This is a genomic window from Xanthomonas sp. NCPPB 1826 (assembly GCF_056725285.1).
This window is the reverse complement of the sequence record NZ_CM161521.1, coordinates 2,040,041-2,055,223: the sequence shown is the minus strand read 5'-3', so window position 1 is coordinate 2,055,223 and position 15,183 is coordinate 2,040,041. Positions and strand designations below refer to the sequence as shown.

Here is a 15,183-nt window from a genome sequence, read left to right as displayed (position 1 = left end):
GTCAGGCGCGATTGACCGCGCAACGCCATCAGGCCGACGGCCCCAACACCTCGTGCAGCTTTCCGCTGAACTCGCCCAGCGTAAACGGCTTGGCGATCATGCTCATGCCGTCGGCAAGAAACTCGCCGCGATCGCGCGCAGTTTCCGCATAGCCGGTCATGAAGATCACCGGCAGATCCCGCCGCGACTGCCGCGCAATCTCGGCCAACTGGCGCCCGTTGAGTCCGGGCAGGCCCACATCGGTCACCAGCAGATCGATGCGCCGCTGCGAAGCCAGGATCGGCAGCGCCGCATCGGCGTCGGCCACCACATCGGCCTCATAGCCCAACTCGTTGAGCAGTTCGGTGACCAGCAGCCGCACCTGTTCGTCGTCTTCCACCACCAACACCTGCTGGCCGCGCCCGGCCACCACGGCACCGGCTTGCGGTTGCGGCGACAGCGCCTGCGGATGGAGACCGGCGGGCAGATACAGGCTCACCGTGGTGCCCTTGCCCAGCTCGGACTCCACCCACACCTGCCCGTTGGACTGCTGCATGAAGCCGTAGATCATCGACATGCCCAGGCCGGTGCCCTGCCCGATCGGCTTGGTGGTGTAGAACGGTTCGAACACACGCTCCAGCACGTCGGCCGGCATACCCGCGCCGCTGTCGGTCACCGACACCACCACGTAATTGCCCGGCGCCAGCGTCACCCCGCGCCCGAGTTCCAGCGGCTGCGCTTGGACCTGCAACTGCCGGGTGGCGATGCGTAGCTGCCCGCCATCGGGCATCGCATCGCGGGCATTGATCGCCAGGTTGAGCAGCGCGCTTTCCAGCTGGTTTTCGTCGACATACGCCTGCGGCAGGTCGGCCTGCAGATCGGTTTCCAGATGCACCGATTCGCCCAGCGTGCGCGCCAGCAATTCCTGCAGCGATACCACCAGGTCGTTCAGATGCAGATGCCGCGCTTCCAGCGATTGCCGGCGCGAGAACGCCAGCAGCCGTTGCGTCAGTGCGGCCGCGCGCAGAGCCGAGGCCGACGCCACATCCAGAAAGCGACCCAGCCCTTCGGTGCGGCCCTGGTCGATGCGCAAGCGCGCCAGATCCAGCGCCGACAGGATGCCGGTCAGCATGTTGTTGAAGTCGTGTGCGATGCCGCCGGTGAGCTGGCCCACCGCCTCCATCTTTTGCGCCTGGCGCAATGCCGCTTCGCTGGACTCGCGTGCCAGCATCTGCTGCTGCAGCTCGGCGGTGCGTTCGGCCACCTTGACCTCGAGCAGGCTGGCCTGCTGCTGGATCGATTCCAGCGCCAGCGCGCGCGCAGTGATGTCGGTGGCAAACACATGAAAGCCGTCCACCTGGCCGTCCGCATCCAGGCGCGGCATGTAGCGAATCTCCGCATCGCGCCGGCGTCCGTCGGCGTGCGGCCAACTGGCCTCCACCGTCAACGCCTGCCCGGCCAACGCGGCCTCGATCCAGGCGCGGCGCTGCTGCACCATCGCCGGCCCCACCACATCCACCATGGACCGCCCGATCACCTCGGCAGGCGGGATGCCGATCCAGTCTTCATACGAGCGGTTGGCGAAGCGGTACACCAGATCCTTGTCGATGAAGGCAATCAGCACCGGCAGTGCGTCGGTGACGCGACGCAGCTCGGCCTCGCTCGACATCAGGGCCGTCTTGCTTTCGGCCAACTGCGCCATCTGGTCGCGAATGACGAACTGCTTCTGGCGCGAGCGCAACGCAGTGGAGATCGCGCTCAACAACGAAGACGAACTCAGCGGCCGTTCCAGCTCGATGACGTTGGTCACTTCCGCCGGCAGCGTGGCCTGGCGCCCGTTGTGGCTGCCGCGCGGCGCACGCAGCAGCACGAACGGAATATCCGACCAGGCGGCCTGGCTCTGCAGGGCATGCGAGAACTGACTCAGATCCCCGCCCACCGCTTCCTCGGTCAGCACCACCACGCCGGAGGCATCGAGCAGGTCGTCCGCCAGCGCAGCCAGCGACCCGTACACCCGGCGCGTCAGTCCGCGCTGACCGACGATGCCGGCAATGCTCTCCGCATCGCGGCCGAACGGCGCGATGATGTGGACGATGGACCCATCCGGGTCACAGGTAGTCAAGTGGACGATCCAGCAACGGCGTATCGTCCCCAACGAAATGCGGAGTACCGGTCAGCACGCCGTGGAATTTCTCCAGCGGCTCGCTCAGATGGATACCGCCCGTCCCGATGCGCAGCTCGCGGATCGAATCCTCGTGCGCGCCACTGCGGTTCTTGATCACCGACAAGGCCTTGCGGATGCGCCCTTGCGCCTCGAAGAAGCGGAACAGGATGACGGTGTCGGCCATGTAGGAGATGTTGAGGTTGCCGGTGGACATCGTGCCGACCAGGCCATGCTGCGGATTGACCAGGAACGTGGTCACACCGCTCTGGTTGAGGTAGGACAGCAGCTCGTGCATCTGCAGCATCAGCTGCTTTTCCTGCGGCATCGAGGTGAGATAGCCGTTGAGGCTGTCGATCACCAGCACGCGGCAGTTGCGCTGTTCCACGCTGGCGCGCACCGCCCAGGCGAACTCGCCCGGGGTCAGCTCGGCCGGATCCATCTGATGCAGTTCCAGCAGGCCCGCGTCCAGATACTTGCGCAGATCCATGCCCAGGCTCTCGGCACGCGTCAGCAAGGTGCCGGTGCGCTCGTCGAATTCCAGGATGCAGCAATGCTCGCCGCGCTCGCAGGCAGCGGTCACGTACTGCAGCGCGATATTGGTCTTGCCCGAACCGGCAGGCCCGGTCAGCAGCGTGCTGGTACCGCGCAGCGGCCCCCCGTGCAGCAGCGCATCGACACGCGCCACGCCACTGGACACCGCATCGCCAATGAACGGCACATGGTGATCGGAGGCGATCAGCCGCGGAAAGATCCGCATGCCGCCGGTGGTGATGGTGAGGTCGTGGTAGCCGGCGATGAAATCCACACCGCGCAATTTCTGCACCTGCATGCGCCGCCGCGCCGCACCGAAATCCAGCGTCATGCGTTCCAGCGAAATCACCCCGTGGCACAGGCTGTGCAGATGCGCATCGCGTTCGCCGTTCTCGCCGGTGAGGTCGTCGACCAGGAACACGGTGATGTTGCGCGGTGCAAAGAACTGCTTGAGCGCCAGCACCTGACGCCGGTAGCGCAGCGAATCCTGCGCCAGCAGGCGCAACTCGGACAGCGAGTCGAACACCACACGCGTCGGCTTGACCCGGTCCACCTCGGACTGGATCAGCTTGATGGTGCCATCCAGCTCCATTTCCCACGGATGCAGAATGGACTGCTGGCGTCCATCGCCCAGAAACGCTTCGGCCGATGCCAGCTCGAAGATATGCAGCGCCTCCAGCGACCAGTTGTGCGAGGCGGCCACTTCGTTGAGCTCGTCGATGGTTTCCGACAAGGTCACGTACAGGCAGCTCTCGCCCTTGGCAGCGCCATCGAGCAGGAACTGCAGCGATGCGGTGGTCTTGCCTGAGCCCGGCTGGCCCTCCAGCAGGTACAGGCGGTTGGGCGGCAGGCCGCCGCGCAGGATGGTGTCAAGCCCCGTCGTACCAGTCGTAATGCGGTTTGCGATCATCGGCTTCAGATTTTTCATAGGTTTAAATTTATCACGGGCGCATCACTGGCCGCTGCGCACCAATGAATGGATCAGCTTGCTTGGCGCGAGCTGAGCGCCCGCGATACCGGTAGCGTGCTGTGACCTGCGCCGTGCTTTATGACAGTTCCGACACGTTCGTCACGCGCGTGGGCCTAGCGTTACGCATGAAGTGCATCGCATGGTTGCGATCGCTCGAGGACAGCGGTGAATCACGCATCATGTAACGCCCGTATCTTGTTGGTCGAAGACGACGATGCCATTCGTGCGATGACCGCAGATATCCTGGGTGATGAGGGCTACCAGGTCATCGCTTCGCCAGATGCCGAGCAGGCGCTGGAGCAGCTCAACCAGGCGCGTCCGTTCGATCTGCTGCTGTCCGATATCTGCCTGCCCGGCATGAACGGGCGCGACCTTGCCGACAATGCGCGCCGTCTGTATCCCGCCCTGCCCATCGTGTTCATGACCGGCTATGCCGGGTCCATTGCCAAACGCGCGGATTTTCTCGATACCGGCATGCGTCTATTGACCAAGCCGTTTTCTTTGCGCGACCTGCTGGGCATCGTGCAGACCGCGCTGTAAGCAAGCCCGACCGAATCATCGCCAGGCCTGCATGCAGGCCTCAGTGCGATTTGCGTTCCAGCAACTGCGCCACGCGGCGTTCCAGGTCCACGGCCAGAAACGGCTTGGTCAGCACCTCCATGCCGTCCTCCAGTTGCCCGGCGCCCACCGCCGCGGTTGCCGCGTAGCCGGTGACAAACAGCACCGGCAGCGTCGGCCGCGACTGCCGCCCCGCGTCGGCGACCTGACGTCCGTTCAATCCGCCGGTCAGGCCGACGTCGGTCACCAGCAGATCGATCGTCTCCTGCGAGCGCAGGCGCTCCACTGCGGCGCTGCCTTCGGCGGTCTCGATGACGCGGTAGCCCGCTTCGCTCAGCACTTCGGACATCAGCACGCGGATCGCGGTTTCGTCTTCCACCAGCAGCACCGTGCAGCTTGGCGCGGTCGAGCGCAGCGGTTGCTCGGTCGCCGGCACTGCCTCGTCCTGCGCCAGCACGCCATCGAAGCGCGGCAGGTACAGCGCCATCGTGGTGCCGACGCCCACCTCCGAATCGATCCGCACGTGGCCGCCAGACTGGCGGGTGAATCCGTAGATCATCGACAGCCCCAGACCGGTGCCCTGCCCGATCGGCTTGGTGGTGAAGAACGGCTCGAACACCTTGGACATCACCTCGGCGCTCATGCCGGTGCCGGTGTCCTGCACGCTCAGGCACACGTACTCGCCGATCGGCAGGTCCAGCTGCTGGGCGGCGCCGGCGTCCAGCACCCGGTTGGCGACGGCGATGGTGAGCTCGCCGCCATCGGGCATCGCATCGCGCGCGTTGATGCACAGGTTCAATAGCGCGTTTTCCAGCTGCGGCGCATCCACCAGCACTTTCCAGGGGTCGGCTGCAGGGCGCAGCTGCAAGGCGATCGAAGGCCCCAGCGTGCGCGCGATGATGTCGTGCATGCCCTGCACCAGTGCCTGTACCTCCAGCGCGGTGGGCGCCAGGGTCTGCCGGCGCGAAAACGCCAGCAGCCGCTGGGTCAACGCGGTGGCGCGCGCGGCGCTGGATTGCGCCATTTCCACGTAGCGCTCCAGGCGGTCGTACTTGCCCTGTTCGATACGCGTCTGCAACAGCTCCAGACCGACGCTGATCGCCGTCAGCAGATTGTTGAAGTCGTGCGCCAGCCCGCCGGTCAGCTGGCCGACCGCCTCCATCTTCTGGCTCTGGCGCAGCTTTTCCTCAGCCAGCAGCAGCGCCGCGCTGCGTTCGCGTACGCGCTCTTCCAGCGTTTCGGTCAGCTGGCGCAGCTGCTGTTCGGCCAGCCGCTTGTCGGTGATGTCGGCAGCGGTGCCGAACCACTCCACGATCTGCTCGCGCTCGTCCAGCAGGGGAATCGCGCGCATCAGGGTCCAACCCACCCGCTGATCGGCATCCAGCACGCGGTATTCCACATCCAGCCCGGTCTTGTTGATGATCGAATGCGCAATGGCTTCGGCCAGCCGCGCGCGATCGTCCGGGTGCACCATCTCCTGCTGCCAGTTCAAGCTTGCCGAGAGCGCATCGCTCAGCGCCCCCTCGCCAACCAGTTGGCGAAGCTCGCGCCAGTCGGCGCTGGCCGAGAAGATCGACTGCGAAGACGCGCGCACCAGCGCATCCAGCCGGCGCTCGCTCTCGCGCAGGGCTTCGCTGGCCAGCCGCTCGGCAGTGCGGTCGCGCAACACCTTGACAAAGCCGATCGCCGCGCCGGTTTCTTCGCGCAGCACCATCAGTGAACCGTTCGCCCAGAAACGCTGGCCGGACTTGCGCACATGCCAGCGCTCGTCCATGCCGCTGCCACTTTCCAGCGCCGCCGCCGCCTCGATCAGGATCTGCCGGCGCTCCACATCTTCCGGGGTGAAGGTGCGCTCCAGCGTCTGGCCCAGCATCTCGGCCTCGCTCCAGCCCAGAATGCGCTGCGCGCCCTCGTTCCAGGACGTGACCAGGCCGTGCAGGTCGGTGGCGATGATCGCGTAGTCCATCACGCTGTCCAGGATCTGCCGGTTGCGCACTTCCGCCTCGCGCACCGCGCGTTCCAGGCCGATGCGGTCGGTGATATCCAGGCCCTGCACGAAGATGCCTGAGACGGTGCCGTCGGCGCCAGCGATCGGCTGGTAGACCAGATCCAGCAGACGTCGCTCCACCGGGCCGCCCGGCTCGGCCTGCACGTTGTACGCCAGCGCATTGGCCGCATAGGCACGCCCGGACTGATACACCTCGTCCAGGCGATGCAGATGCCCCTGCTCGACCAGATCCGGCAGGGCCTCGGCCAGCGGCTTGCCGATCACGTCGCGGTGCCCGATCAGGCGCGAATAGCACGGGTTGGCGAACTCCACCCGATGCTGCGGACCGCTCAAAAACGCCATGAACATCGGCGCCTGCTCGAACAACCGGATCAGCCGCTCGTGCTCATCGGCAAGCCGGTTTTGCGCCACCTTGCGGTCGGTGACTTCGTTGGTGACGCAGAACGCGCCGCCCACACGCCCATCGTCCAGATAGATCGGCGAGAACGAGAACGTCCACCAGGTATCTTCCGGCGTGCCGTAGCGGTTCATGCCGATCGGCACTTCCTCGAAGCGCGAGGCGCGCCCCGCAAACGCCGCCTCGATCGGCGCACGCACCGCCTCCCACGCATCGGCCCACAGTTCCTGCAGCGGCGCACCCAGCGCATGCGGCTGCCGCGGTCCCAGGATCGGCGTATAGGCATCGTTGTAGAAGAAGGTCAGCGCATCGCCCCACACCACATACATGCTTTCCGGCGAGCTGAGCATCAGGCTGACCGCATTGCGCAGTGGCGACGGCCATTGCGTGGTCGGCCCCAGCGGTGTTGCGGCCCAGTCGTAGGCGCGCACGGCCTGCGCCATGGCGCTGTCGCCATACGGAAACGACGCGCTCATGCGGCGCCCGATCGTGCTGCCGTCCAGCGGCAGTCGTCCTGCGTGCAATGCGCACCGCGGTGCGCGGCCGGTTTACCAATCACCCAAACAAGCATCTTTGACGAACCATTGAAGAGGAACCAGGGGCCAACGCCGCGCATCGCCGGCTGGCAGGATCGGACCAGGCCGACCAGCCGGCCTGACCTGCCACCAGCGCCATCCGGCATCGCCGTGGGCGCCCTGCCCGGCGTGCAGCGCCCGCCTACGTTACAACACTCAGGTGACGATACCTGCTGACTGCGCGCCGCCCCCACCATGGCGCGCGTTGCCGCGCGGCAGCCGGCATGGATGTCTCGACGCGGCGCGCAGGCAATGCCCCGTGGTGCGCGTGCCCGGATAAAATCGCGAGATGGCCGAAAGGCGTGGCACGGTAACGCAGATGCAGGATCGCGACGTACTCATTCACCCACTGGCTGCGGTCGCACCGGGGTATCTGGCCAACCATGCTGCGCGGGTCTTCAATCGTCTGGTGGATGCGCAACTGCGGCCGCATGGCGTGTCGCTGGCACTGATCGGGCCAATCATGCTGCTGTCCTGGAAAGGGCCGATGCTGCAACGCGACCTGGTGATCGACTCGGCGGTGAAGCAGCCGGCAATGGTGGCCCTGCTGGACAAGCTGGAGGGCCTGAAGCTGATCAAGCGCTCCCCGGCGCCGCAGGACCGCCGCGCCGCGGTGGTCTCGCTCACGTCGCGCGGGCGCAAGATCGCCGAGATCGGCGGCAAGATACTGATCGATCTCAATGCCGATGCGCTCAAGGACTTCTCGCCCGAGGAGGCGCAGCAGACTGTCGCGTTCATGCAGCGCCTGATCGCCAACCTGGAGCAGCGCGACCAGGACATGTAATATCACTTCTGATATTTATTCTTCCGGGTGGTCTGTCATGGCGCGTCGCATCCTCATCACCGGCGCAAGCGTCGCCGGCAACACCGTGGCCTGGGCGCTCGCCCAGCAGGGGTTCGACGTCAGCGTCGTCGAGCAGACCGCGCAGTTTCGCGATGGCGGCCAAAACATAGACGTGCGCGGCGTCGGCCGCGAGGTCCTGCAGCGCATGGGCCTGGAGCAGGCCGCACTCGATCACGGCACCGGAGAGGAAGGCACCGCCTGGGTCGACGACCACGGCCATGCGGTAGCGACCTTCAAGACCGACGACATGGACGGCGATGGCCCGACCGCAGAACTGGAAATCCTGCGCGGCGACCTCGCCCGCCTGCTCTACGACGCCGCCCGCCAGAAGGCCGAGTACCGGTTCGGCGACCGCATCGCCAGCATCGACAACGACGGCGAGGCTGCCACCGTGCACTTCCAGAGCGGACGCAGCGACCGCTTCGATGCCGTCATCGTCGCCGAAGGCGTCGGCTCGGCCACACGCGAGCTGCTGTTCCCCGGCGAGAACGACCCGCGCTGGATGGATCTGACCATCGCCTACTTCACCATCGCACGCACCGCCGACGATGACCGCCTGTGGCGCTGGTATCACGCCACCAGCGGGCGCAGCATCTCCTTGCGCCCGGACCAGCATGGCACCACGCGCGCCATGCTGTCGCTGCAGAAAGCCCCCGAGGGCGAGCAGGACTGGGACATGGCGACCCAGAAGGCCTATCTGCGCGAACGCTTCGCCGACGCCGGCTGGCAGGCTGCGCGGGTGCTGGACGGCATGGACACCACCGACGATTTCTACTTCGATGCCTTGCGGCAGGTGCGCATGCCGCGCTGGCACGCCGGCCGCGTCGTGCTGACCGGCGATGCGGCCTGGTGCGCAACCCCGCTGGCCGGCATCGGCGCCACCCTGGCGGTCACCGGCGGCTATGTGCTGGCCAACGAGATCGCACGCGCCGCGACGCTGGAACAGGCCTTCGCCGCCTACGCCGACGCCATGCGGCCGATGGTGGAACAGGGCCAGGGCGTACCGAAGATCGGCCCGCGCCTGATGAACCCACACAGCCGGCTCGGCATCCAGCTGCTGCACGGCGCACTGAAATTCGCCAGCCAACCCAGCATCCAGAACATTGCCGCCAAGCTGATGACGCCGTCGATGAAGGCGCCGGATCTGTCGCGCTATGACTGAAGCCATCTGGATCGGCGGCTGGGCTGCGGTGGCGGCACGATGCATGCTGATCGACGCCTGCAATCGGCCGCAGCTTAGGCGCCGCGGCCGTCTCCACGCCTTGGTCACTTGCCGCGCCTGAATCCGCTTCTGCCCTGGCGCTGACCGGCACCGCAGCACTGCGCTGCGGCCGCGACCGATGGCTTGCGTTCTGCTCGCCCTGGCCTGAAAGCATTGCGAAGCCAACCGTGGATGAATCCTGCCGCGGCGAGCGGTTTCATTTCCGCTGACGCAAGCCGCTAACGAACAGGTCGAGACATCCTTCGTGCAGCGGCAACGCTGCCGACCCCATCGGTGTCCCGGGCGCATCGCCTCCCAGCTGTTGCTGGGATTCTCCCCGCTCTTCCGCTCGCCGGATCACCGATCAAACTCCCTATGTCCCTGCTTTCGAATCTGCGCATCGGTCAGCGCCTGGCCCTCGGCTTCCTCGCGATCATTGTCCTGATGGTGATCCTCACCGTCGTCGGCATCCAGCGCGTACGCAGCATCGACCAGCAGCTCACCGCCATCAACGAAGTGAACAGCGTCAAGCAACGCTATGCGATCAATTTCCGCGGCAGCGTGCACGACCGCGCGATCGCCCTGCGCGATGTCGTGCTGCTGGACGACCCGGCAGAGCGGCACACGGCAGAACAATCGATCGACAAGCTCGCCGCGGACTACGCCCGCTCCGCCAAGCCACTGGACGACATGATCGCGGCCTCCACGGACGCGGAAGAAAAGGCCATCCTCCAGCGGATCAAGGCCATCGAGCAGCGCACCATGCCGTTGATCGCGCAGGTGCGCGCGTTCCGCGATGGCGCCGACAAGCCGCATGCCGAACAACGCCTGCTGCAGCAGGCGCGCCCCGCCTTCGTCGCCTGGCTGGCCAGCATCAACGCCTTCATCGACCTGCAGGAGGCCAAGAACCGCGCGGCCGCCAAGGACGCGGTGACAACCGCGCGCGGCTTTGCAATGCTGATGGTGGTCTCCACCGTCATTGCCTTGCTGCTGGGCGCCACCATTGCGTGGTTGCTGACCCGCAGCGTGGTGCTGCCCTTGCGCCAATCGCTGCGGCTGGCCGAGCGCATCAATGACGGCGACCTGCGCAGCCAGGACCTGCCTACCAGCAAGGACGAATCCGGCCAGCTGCTGCGCGCCATGCAGCAGATGCAGCGCCGCCTGCAGGACGTGATCTCCGCCCAACGCAGCATGGCGGCCCGCCACGATGCCGGCGAGATCAGCTACCGCACCGACGCCCAGCAGTTCCCCGGCGAATACGGGCACATGGTGCAGGACACCAACGCCCTGGTGCATGCGCACGTGCAGACCCAGCTGCGCATGACCGAGGTCATGGGCAGCTATGCCATCGGGGACCTGGCCCCCGAAATCGAGCAATACCCCGGCGAGAAAGCCGCCATCACCGCCACCATGCAGCAGGTCAAGCAGAACCTGCGCGCCATCAACGCGCAGATCCAGCAGCTCACCCAGGCTGCCTGCGCCGGCAACTTCGCGCTGCGCGGCCAGCCTGAGAAGTTCGAGCACGACTTCCGCCTGATGGTCGAAAACCTCAACACCATGATGGCCACCTCCGACACCAACCTGGCCAGGTTTTCCGACCTGCTGCGGTGCATCGCCGATGGCGACCTGACCGTGCGCATGACCGGCAACTTCCACGGCGTGTTCGCCTCCATGCGCGACGATGCCAACAGCACCGTGCATCGCCTGACCGACATCGTCACGCATATCCAGACCACCTCCAACAGCATCGGTTTTGCCGCCGAAGACATCGCCAGCGGCAACCAGGAACTGTCGCGCCGCAGCGAACAGCAGGCCGCCAGCCTGGAAGAAACCGCTGCCTCGATGGAAGAACTGACCTCCACCGTCAAGCAGAATGCCGAGCACGCCGGCCGCGCCAATCAGCTCGCGCTGGGCGCCGCCGCCATCGCTTCGGAAGGACGCGACGTGGTTGGCCAGGTCATCGAACAGATGTCCGGCATCGAAGCCTCGTCCAGGCGTATTGCCGACATCATCTCGGTCATCGACGGCATCGCCTTCCAGACCAACATCCTTGCGCTCAATGCCGCCGTCGAGGCCGCACGCGCCGGCGAACAAGGCCGCGGTTTTGCCGTGGTGGCCTCGGAAGTGCGCACCCTCTCGCACCGCTCATCGGACGCCGCCAAGGAGATCAAACGCCTGATCGAGGACTCCGTGCAGCGCGTCGCCGACGGTGCAACGCTGGTGCACAAGGCCGGCACCACCATGGGCGAGGTCGTCACCAGCGTCCAGCATGTCACCGACATCATGGGCCACATCTCCGCCGCCTCGCAGGAACAGGCCGGCGGCATCGAACAGGTCAACCTGACCATCGCCCAGATGGACGAAACCACCCAGCAGAACGTCAGCCTGGTCGAAGCCGCGAGCACGGCGGCCCGTTCGCTGGAAGCGCATTCGACCCAGCTGACGCAGGCGGTCGAGGTGTTCAAGGTCAATGCCTCGGTGATCTGACTGGCCGGGTGGCGCGATCCTTAGTGACTGGCCGTATTGCTGCCTGCGCTCGCGCAATGCTGCGCACTTGCGCGGGCGCGTCACGGCGAAGTGACGCTACATCGCATTGATGTGGTCGCTACATCCGCACAGCGCACCGAAACATCAGCTTGCATCTCCACAACACACGGGCATGATTGCCGCCATGGAACGTCTCCGCCCCTTCCGCACGCTGGTGCTTGCAACACTTCTGGTCGCCTGGCTTGCCGCGTGCGCGGCGGCTGGCCCCATTGCCAGCCAGCCCATCGAAGGCCCGGTGTGGCTGGGAGAAATCGCGGCGGTCGATGGCCCCAAGGTACGTCCCGACCGCGTCATCGAAGACAGCCGTTGCCCGGCCGAGGTGCAATGCGTCGTGGCGGGCCGGTTGATCGTCAGGGCAACCGTGCTCGGCGGCGGCTGGTCCAAACAGATCGATCTCACGCTTGGCGTCCCGGTGCCTGTGGCCGATGGCCAGTTGACGTTGGTCGACGCCACTGCCCCGCCAGCAGACTCGGCAACGGCCGCCACGTCGGACATGCGCTTCACCTTTCGCTTTCAGGGTGGCCGCTGATCAAAATGCTTCAGGCCCGGGGCGATGCAGCACAAACGCGAGGCCCTGCAGGCGCCCACACGTCATCCAGCGCTGCTCGTAGCCGGTGAACCGAGGCGTACGCTTGTTCTCGCGTTGCAAAGCCTGAGAATCCCATCAGCAAACCGCCGGATGATGAGGGGCGCATTCGCCACCTGCTCAATGCCTGAAGTGGCAGTCCGTGGGATTGGGCGGCCTGCGCCAGCAGCGCATCGCTTTGTCCTGTCGCGGGATAAGCCAGCACCTGGAGTCCGCCTGCCTGGGGCTGGATCGCCATGCGGGAGCCAAAGATGTCGGTGAGCGCATCGACCAAATAGCTGCGCCGCTGACTGTAGAGCACGCGCATCCTGCGCAAGTGACGGGAGAAGTGCCCTTGCTCCATGAATTCGGCGACCGTGGCCTGTGACACGAAGGATCCCACACCGCCAAACTGCCCGGCTGCATCGGCGAAACGTTCGGCCTGGGCCTTGGGGACAACCAGATAGGCCAGGCGAAGACCAGGGAAAAGCACCTTGCTGAAAGACCCCGTATAGAGCACGCGATCATTGTCATCCAGGCTACTGAGCGCCGGAAGGGGCCTGCCGTGGTAACGAAATTCGCTGTCGTAATCGTCTTCTATCACCCATCCATTGACCTGGCTGGCCCAGTCCAGCAATTGCAGGCGGCGAGGCAATGAAAGTGCCACGCCCGTCGGGCTTTGATGGGCAGGTGTGACCACGGCGAATCGAGCCGCAGGGCTTTGCTTCAGACCTTCGCCTACGTTCAAGCCCTCCTCGTCTACTGGCACCGGCTGCAGCTGCATCCCGGAGCGTTGCAGGAACTGGCGGGCGAACACATAGCCCGGATCTTCGTACCAGCCGACATCCCCCGTTTTCAGCAGGGTGCGACAGATCAAGTCCAGGGTACCCGGGTAGCCTGCAGTCACGAACACCTGCTCGTATGTGCAGGCAACGCCTCGTGAGCTGACCAGGTAGTTGGCAATGGCACGGCGTAGCGGCTCATAACCTGCCGCTTCGGGGTAGGCCATGGCTGCCGTATCCAGCGAGCGCAGGTGACGCCCCGCCAGGCGTTTCCACACCTTGCAGGGGAATGCATCGAACGCCGGTACGCCGAGTTGGAAGGGCCTGCTGAGCACGCCTGCAGACGACGTGCCCAGCGAAGGCGCGGCGCGCGGCAGAGGGTGACTGTCACGCCGGCCAGCGCCCACGCCACGCGCCATGGGTGACACGACGGTTCCGGCTGGTCCCCTGGTCAGAAGGTAGCCCTCACTCACGAGCAACTCGTAAGCCTTCTCTACCGTTCCACGCGCAACCCCTACTTCGCTGGCAAGACTGCGCACCGAAGGCACCCGGTCACCCGGGCGCAGCCCGCCTTGCGCAATTGCGTTTCGGTAGCGCCAATACAACTGCAGAAACATCGGCAAGTCGCGCGCCGGCTCGCACTGCCCCCTCTCACTCATGTCCCACTCGACTCTTCAATTCTTGCCCCATCCAGCTGGGACATCAGTCTCCTAAAGTAGGCGTGGTCGCACAAGATGCGGCTGAAGTTCCGCCGGGCACCCGAACATTGCTCGCCGCTCATTCCTGTTCTGCGGCCTCATTGGCGCAACGGCAGCATCAGCGGGTTTGCCTCCTAAAAACGGCTGCTTGCTGCCACTGACTCAAGACTGGATTCTGCGTGAACACACTTCGTTTGCCTTACCAAACCCTATCTCCAGATGCCTATAAAGGATTTGGCACCACCAAGAAGGCACTGGAGAAGAGCAGCCTCGGCAAGCCCCTGATTGAACTTGTCTACCTGCGCGTTTCGCAACTCAATGGCTGCGCCTTTTGCCTGGAAATGCACGCTGCTGCGCTACGTGCCGGCAGCATGCCCGACGCCAAGTTGGACAGCCTGGCCGGGTGGCGGGTGAGTCCGCATTTCAGCGAACGTGAGCGCCTGGCCCTGGGGTGGACCGAGTCACTGACAGATATTGCAAACAGCCGAGCCCCTGACGATGACTTTGCTCTTCTGAAAGCCCATTTCAGTGACGCCGAGATTGCCGACCTGAGCTTTGCCATCGCGCTGATGGCCGCATTCAATCGTTTGGCGATTGGCATGCGTCAGTAAAGTCCAGCGCGTCAATGCAGACCGCCCGCTCTGTCTCGCAACGCTGATAGCCGCCAAGGCTGAGAACAGGAGCTTGACGGCCGGCTAGCGTCCGGCGCCAGCACACTGCACTGCTGGCGACTGCTCATTGTTGCCTTCGCTGATCCATCCAGTGCGTATGACTACGCTACGCACTGGATGGCCAGGTGCTGTGCATCGAGCGGAATGGCAAGCGCTGCCTTGCAGTAGCCCGGGCTAGGATTGCCCTCTGGCCTGGGGAAAACAGCGCTCCATTCGATCCGTCCACGCTGCCAACTGCTCAAGCGTATACGCCTCGATCGGCTTTGCCATTGTCGAGGAGGCCTTGTGTTGCGAAACGGTCGCAACCAAGGAGGAGGAAAGGCGATCCCAACACCGCATCAGCAGCACCGGCGATGGATGCGAAGCAACCAGGGCCTCAAGCACCGCGCCCTGCGCCACCCTTGCTGCCTGCAGGTCGCTCAAGGCATCCACAACCGCTGTCATCCATTGCTCGTTCAACTGCTCCATACCTTTCAACAACGTTGTGGGAGGCGCATAGCGTATCCGGATCCACATGTCCTTGGTGGTGCGTTGTGCCAGTCGGCGCAAACACAGCTGAACAAGCAAGGTGATGCCGAGTTCAAGCAGAGCATTTGCGTGACAGACGTCAGCGGTCACCACTAGCCAACGCAGTTTCTATAACGAAGAACCATCGCTTGAGATGATCGATACCAGCTGAAGTTGAGCGCGGCA

At 65.1% G+C, this 15,183-nt stretch carries 11 protein-coding genes; 6 read left to right on the top strand and 5 right to left on the bottom strand.

Going from position 1 to position 15,183, the window contains the following annotated elements; all coding sequences use genetic code 11:
* Positions 1–28: 28 nt before the first annotated feature.
* Together AC1PLA_RS08940 and AC1PLA_RS08935 are read right to left on the bottom strand one after the other, a co-directional pair.
* Entirely contained in the window at positions 29–2,101 is a 2,073-nt protein-coding gene (locus AC1PLA_RS08940) for an ATP-binding protein (protein ID WP_481106017.1), read from the bottom strand.
* Positions 2,088–3,602: an ATPase domain-containing protein gene (locus AC1PLA_RS08935; protein ID WP_481106016.1), complete on the bottom strand. Its 1,515-nt coding sequence runs from the start codon at positions 3,600–3,602 to the stop codon at positions 2,088–2,090. The genes AC1PLA_RS08940 and AC1PLA_RS08935 overlap by 14 nt, the downstream gene beginning before the upstream one ends.
* 237 nt (positions 3,603–3,839) lie before the next feature.
* Here AC1PLA_RS08935 and AC1PLA_RS08930 point away from each other — a divergent pair, with 237 nt between their 5' ends.
* Positions 3,840–4,184, top strand: a complete 345-nt coding sequence (locus AC1PLA_RS08930; protein ID WP_016903378.1) for a response regulator — start codon at positions 3,840–3,842, stop codon at positions 4,182–4,184.
* A gap of 40 nt (positions 4,185–4,224) precedes the next feature.
* Here AC1PLA_RS08930 and AC1PLA_RS08925 read toward each other — a convergent pair whose 3' ends face one another.
* A complete protein-coding gene (locus tag AC1PLA_RS08925) occupies positions 4,225–7,083 on the bottom strand; it encodes a hybrid sensor histidine kinase/response regulator (RefSeq protein ID WP_481106015.1) in 2,859 nt (952 codons plus the stop codon).
* A gap of 418 nt (positions 7,084–7,501) precedes the next feature.
* On the opposite strand from AC1PLA_RS08925, the gene AC1PLA_RS08920 reads away from it, so the two are divergent.
* From AC1PLA_RS08920 to AC1PLA_RS08905, 4 genes are all read left to right on the top strand, one after another.
* Positions 7,502–7,966 carry a MarR family winged helix-turn-helix transcriptional regulator gene (locus AC1PLA_RS08920; protein ID WP_102254005.1) on the top strand — a complete coding sequence of 155 codons (465 nt, stop codon included), beginning with the start codon at positions 7,502–7,504 and terminating at the stop codon, positions 7,964–7,966.
* Between the two features lie 37 nt (positions 7,967–8,003).
* Positions 8,004–9,188, top strand: coding sequence for an FAD-dependent monooxygenase (locus AC1PLA_RS08915; protein ID WP_481106014.1), 1,185 nt, complete (start codon positions 8,004–8,006; stop codon positions 9,186–9,188).
* Positions 9,189–9,602: 414 nt separating this feature from the next.
* Positions 9,603–11,714 carry a methyl-accepting chemotaxis protein gene (locus tag AC1PLA_RS08910; RefSeq protein ID WP_481106013.1) on the top strand — a complete coding sequence of 704 codons (2,112 nt, stop codon included), beginning with the start codon at positions 9,603–9,605 and terminating at the stop codon, positions 11,712–11,714.
* Between the two features lie 172 nt (positions 11,715–11,886).
* Positions 11,887–12,303 carry a hypothetical protein gene (locus AC1PLA_RS08905; RefSeq protein WP_481106012.1) on the top strand — a complete coding sequence of 139 codons (417 nt, stop codon included), beginning with the start codon at positions 11,887–11,889 and terminating at the stop codon, positions 12,301–12,303.
* A 10-nt stretch (positions 12,304–12,313) separates the two neighbouring features.
* On the opposite strand, the gene pdxR is transcribed toward AC1PLA_RS08905, so the two are convergent.
* Positions 12,314–13,738, bottom strand: a complete 1,425-nt coding sequence (gene pdxR / locus AC1PLA_RS08900; RefSeq protein ID WP_481106011.1) for a MocR-like pyridoxine biosynthesis transcription factor PdxR — start codon at positions 13,736–13,738, stop codon at positions 12,314–12,316.
* A gap of 260 nt (positions 13,739–13,998) precedes the next feature.
* On the opposite strand from pdxR, the gene AC1PLA_RS08895 reads away from it, so the two are divergent.
* Positions 13,999–14,430 (top strand): carboxymuconolactone decarboxylase family protein, encoded by a 432-nt coding sequence (locus AC1PLA_RS08895; RefSeq protein ID WP_481106010.1) that lies wholly within the window; start codon positions 13,999–14,001, stop codon positions 14,428–14,430.
* 234 nt (positions 14,431–14,664) lie between these two features.
* Here the strand turns inward: AC1PLA_RS08895 and AC1PLA_RS08890 are convergent, their stop codons facing one another.
* Entirely contained in the window at positions 14,665–15,108 is a 444-nt protein-coding gene (locus AC1PLA_RS08890) for a hypothetical protein (RefSeq protein ID WP_481106009.1), read from the bottom strand.
* Between the last annotated feature and the right edge of the window lie 75 nt (positions 15,109–15,183).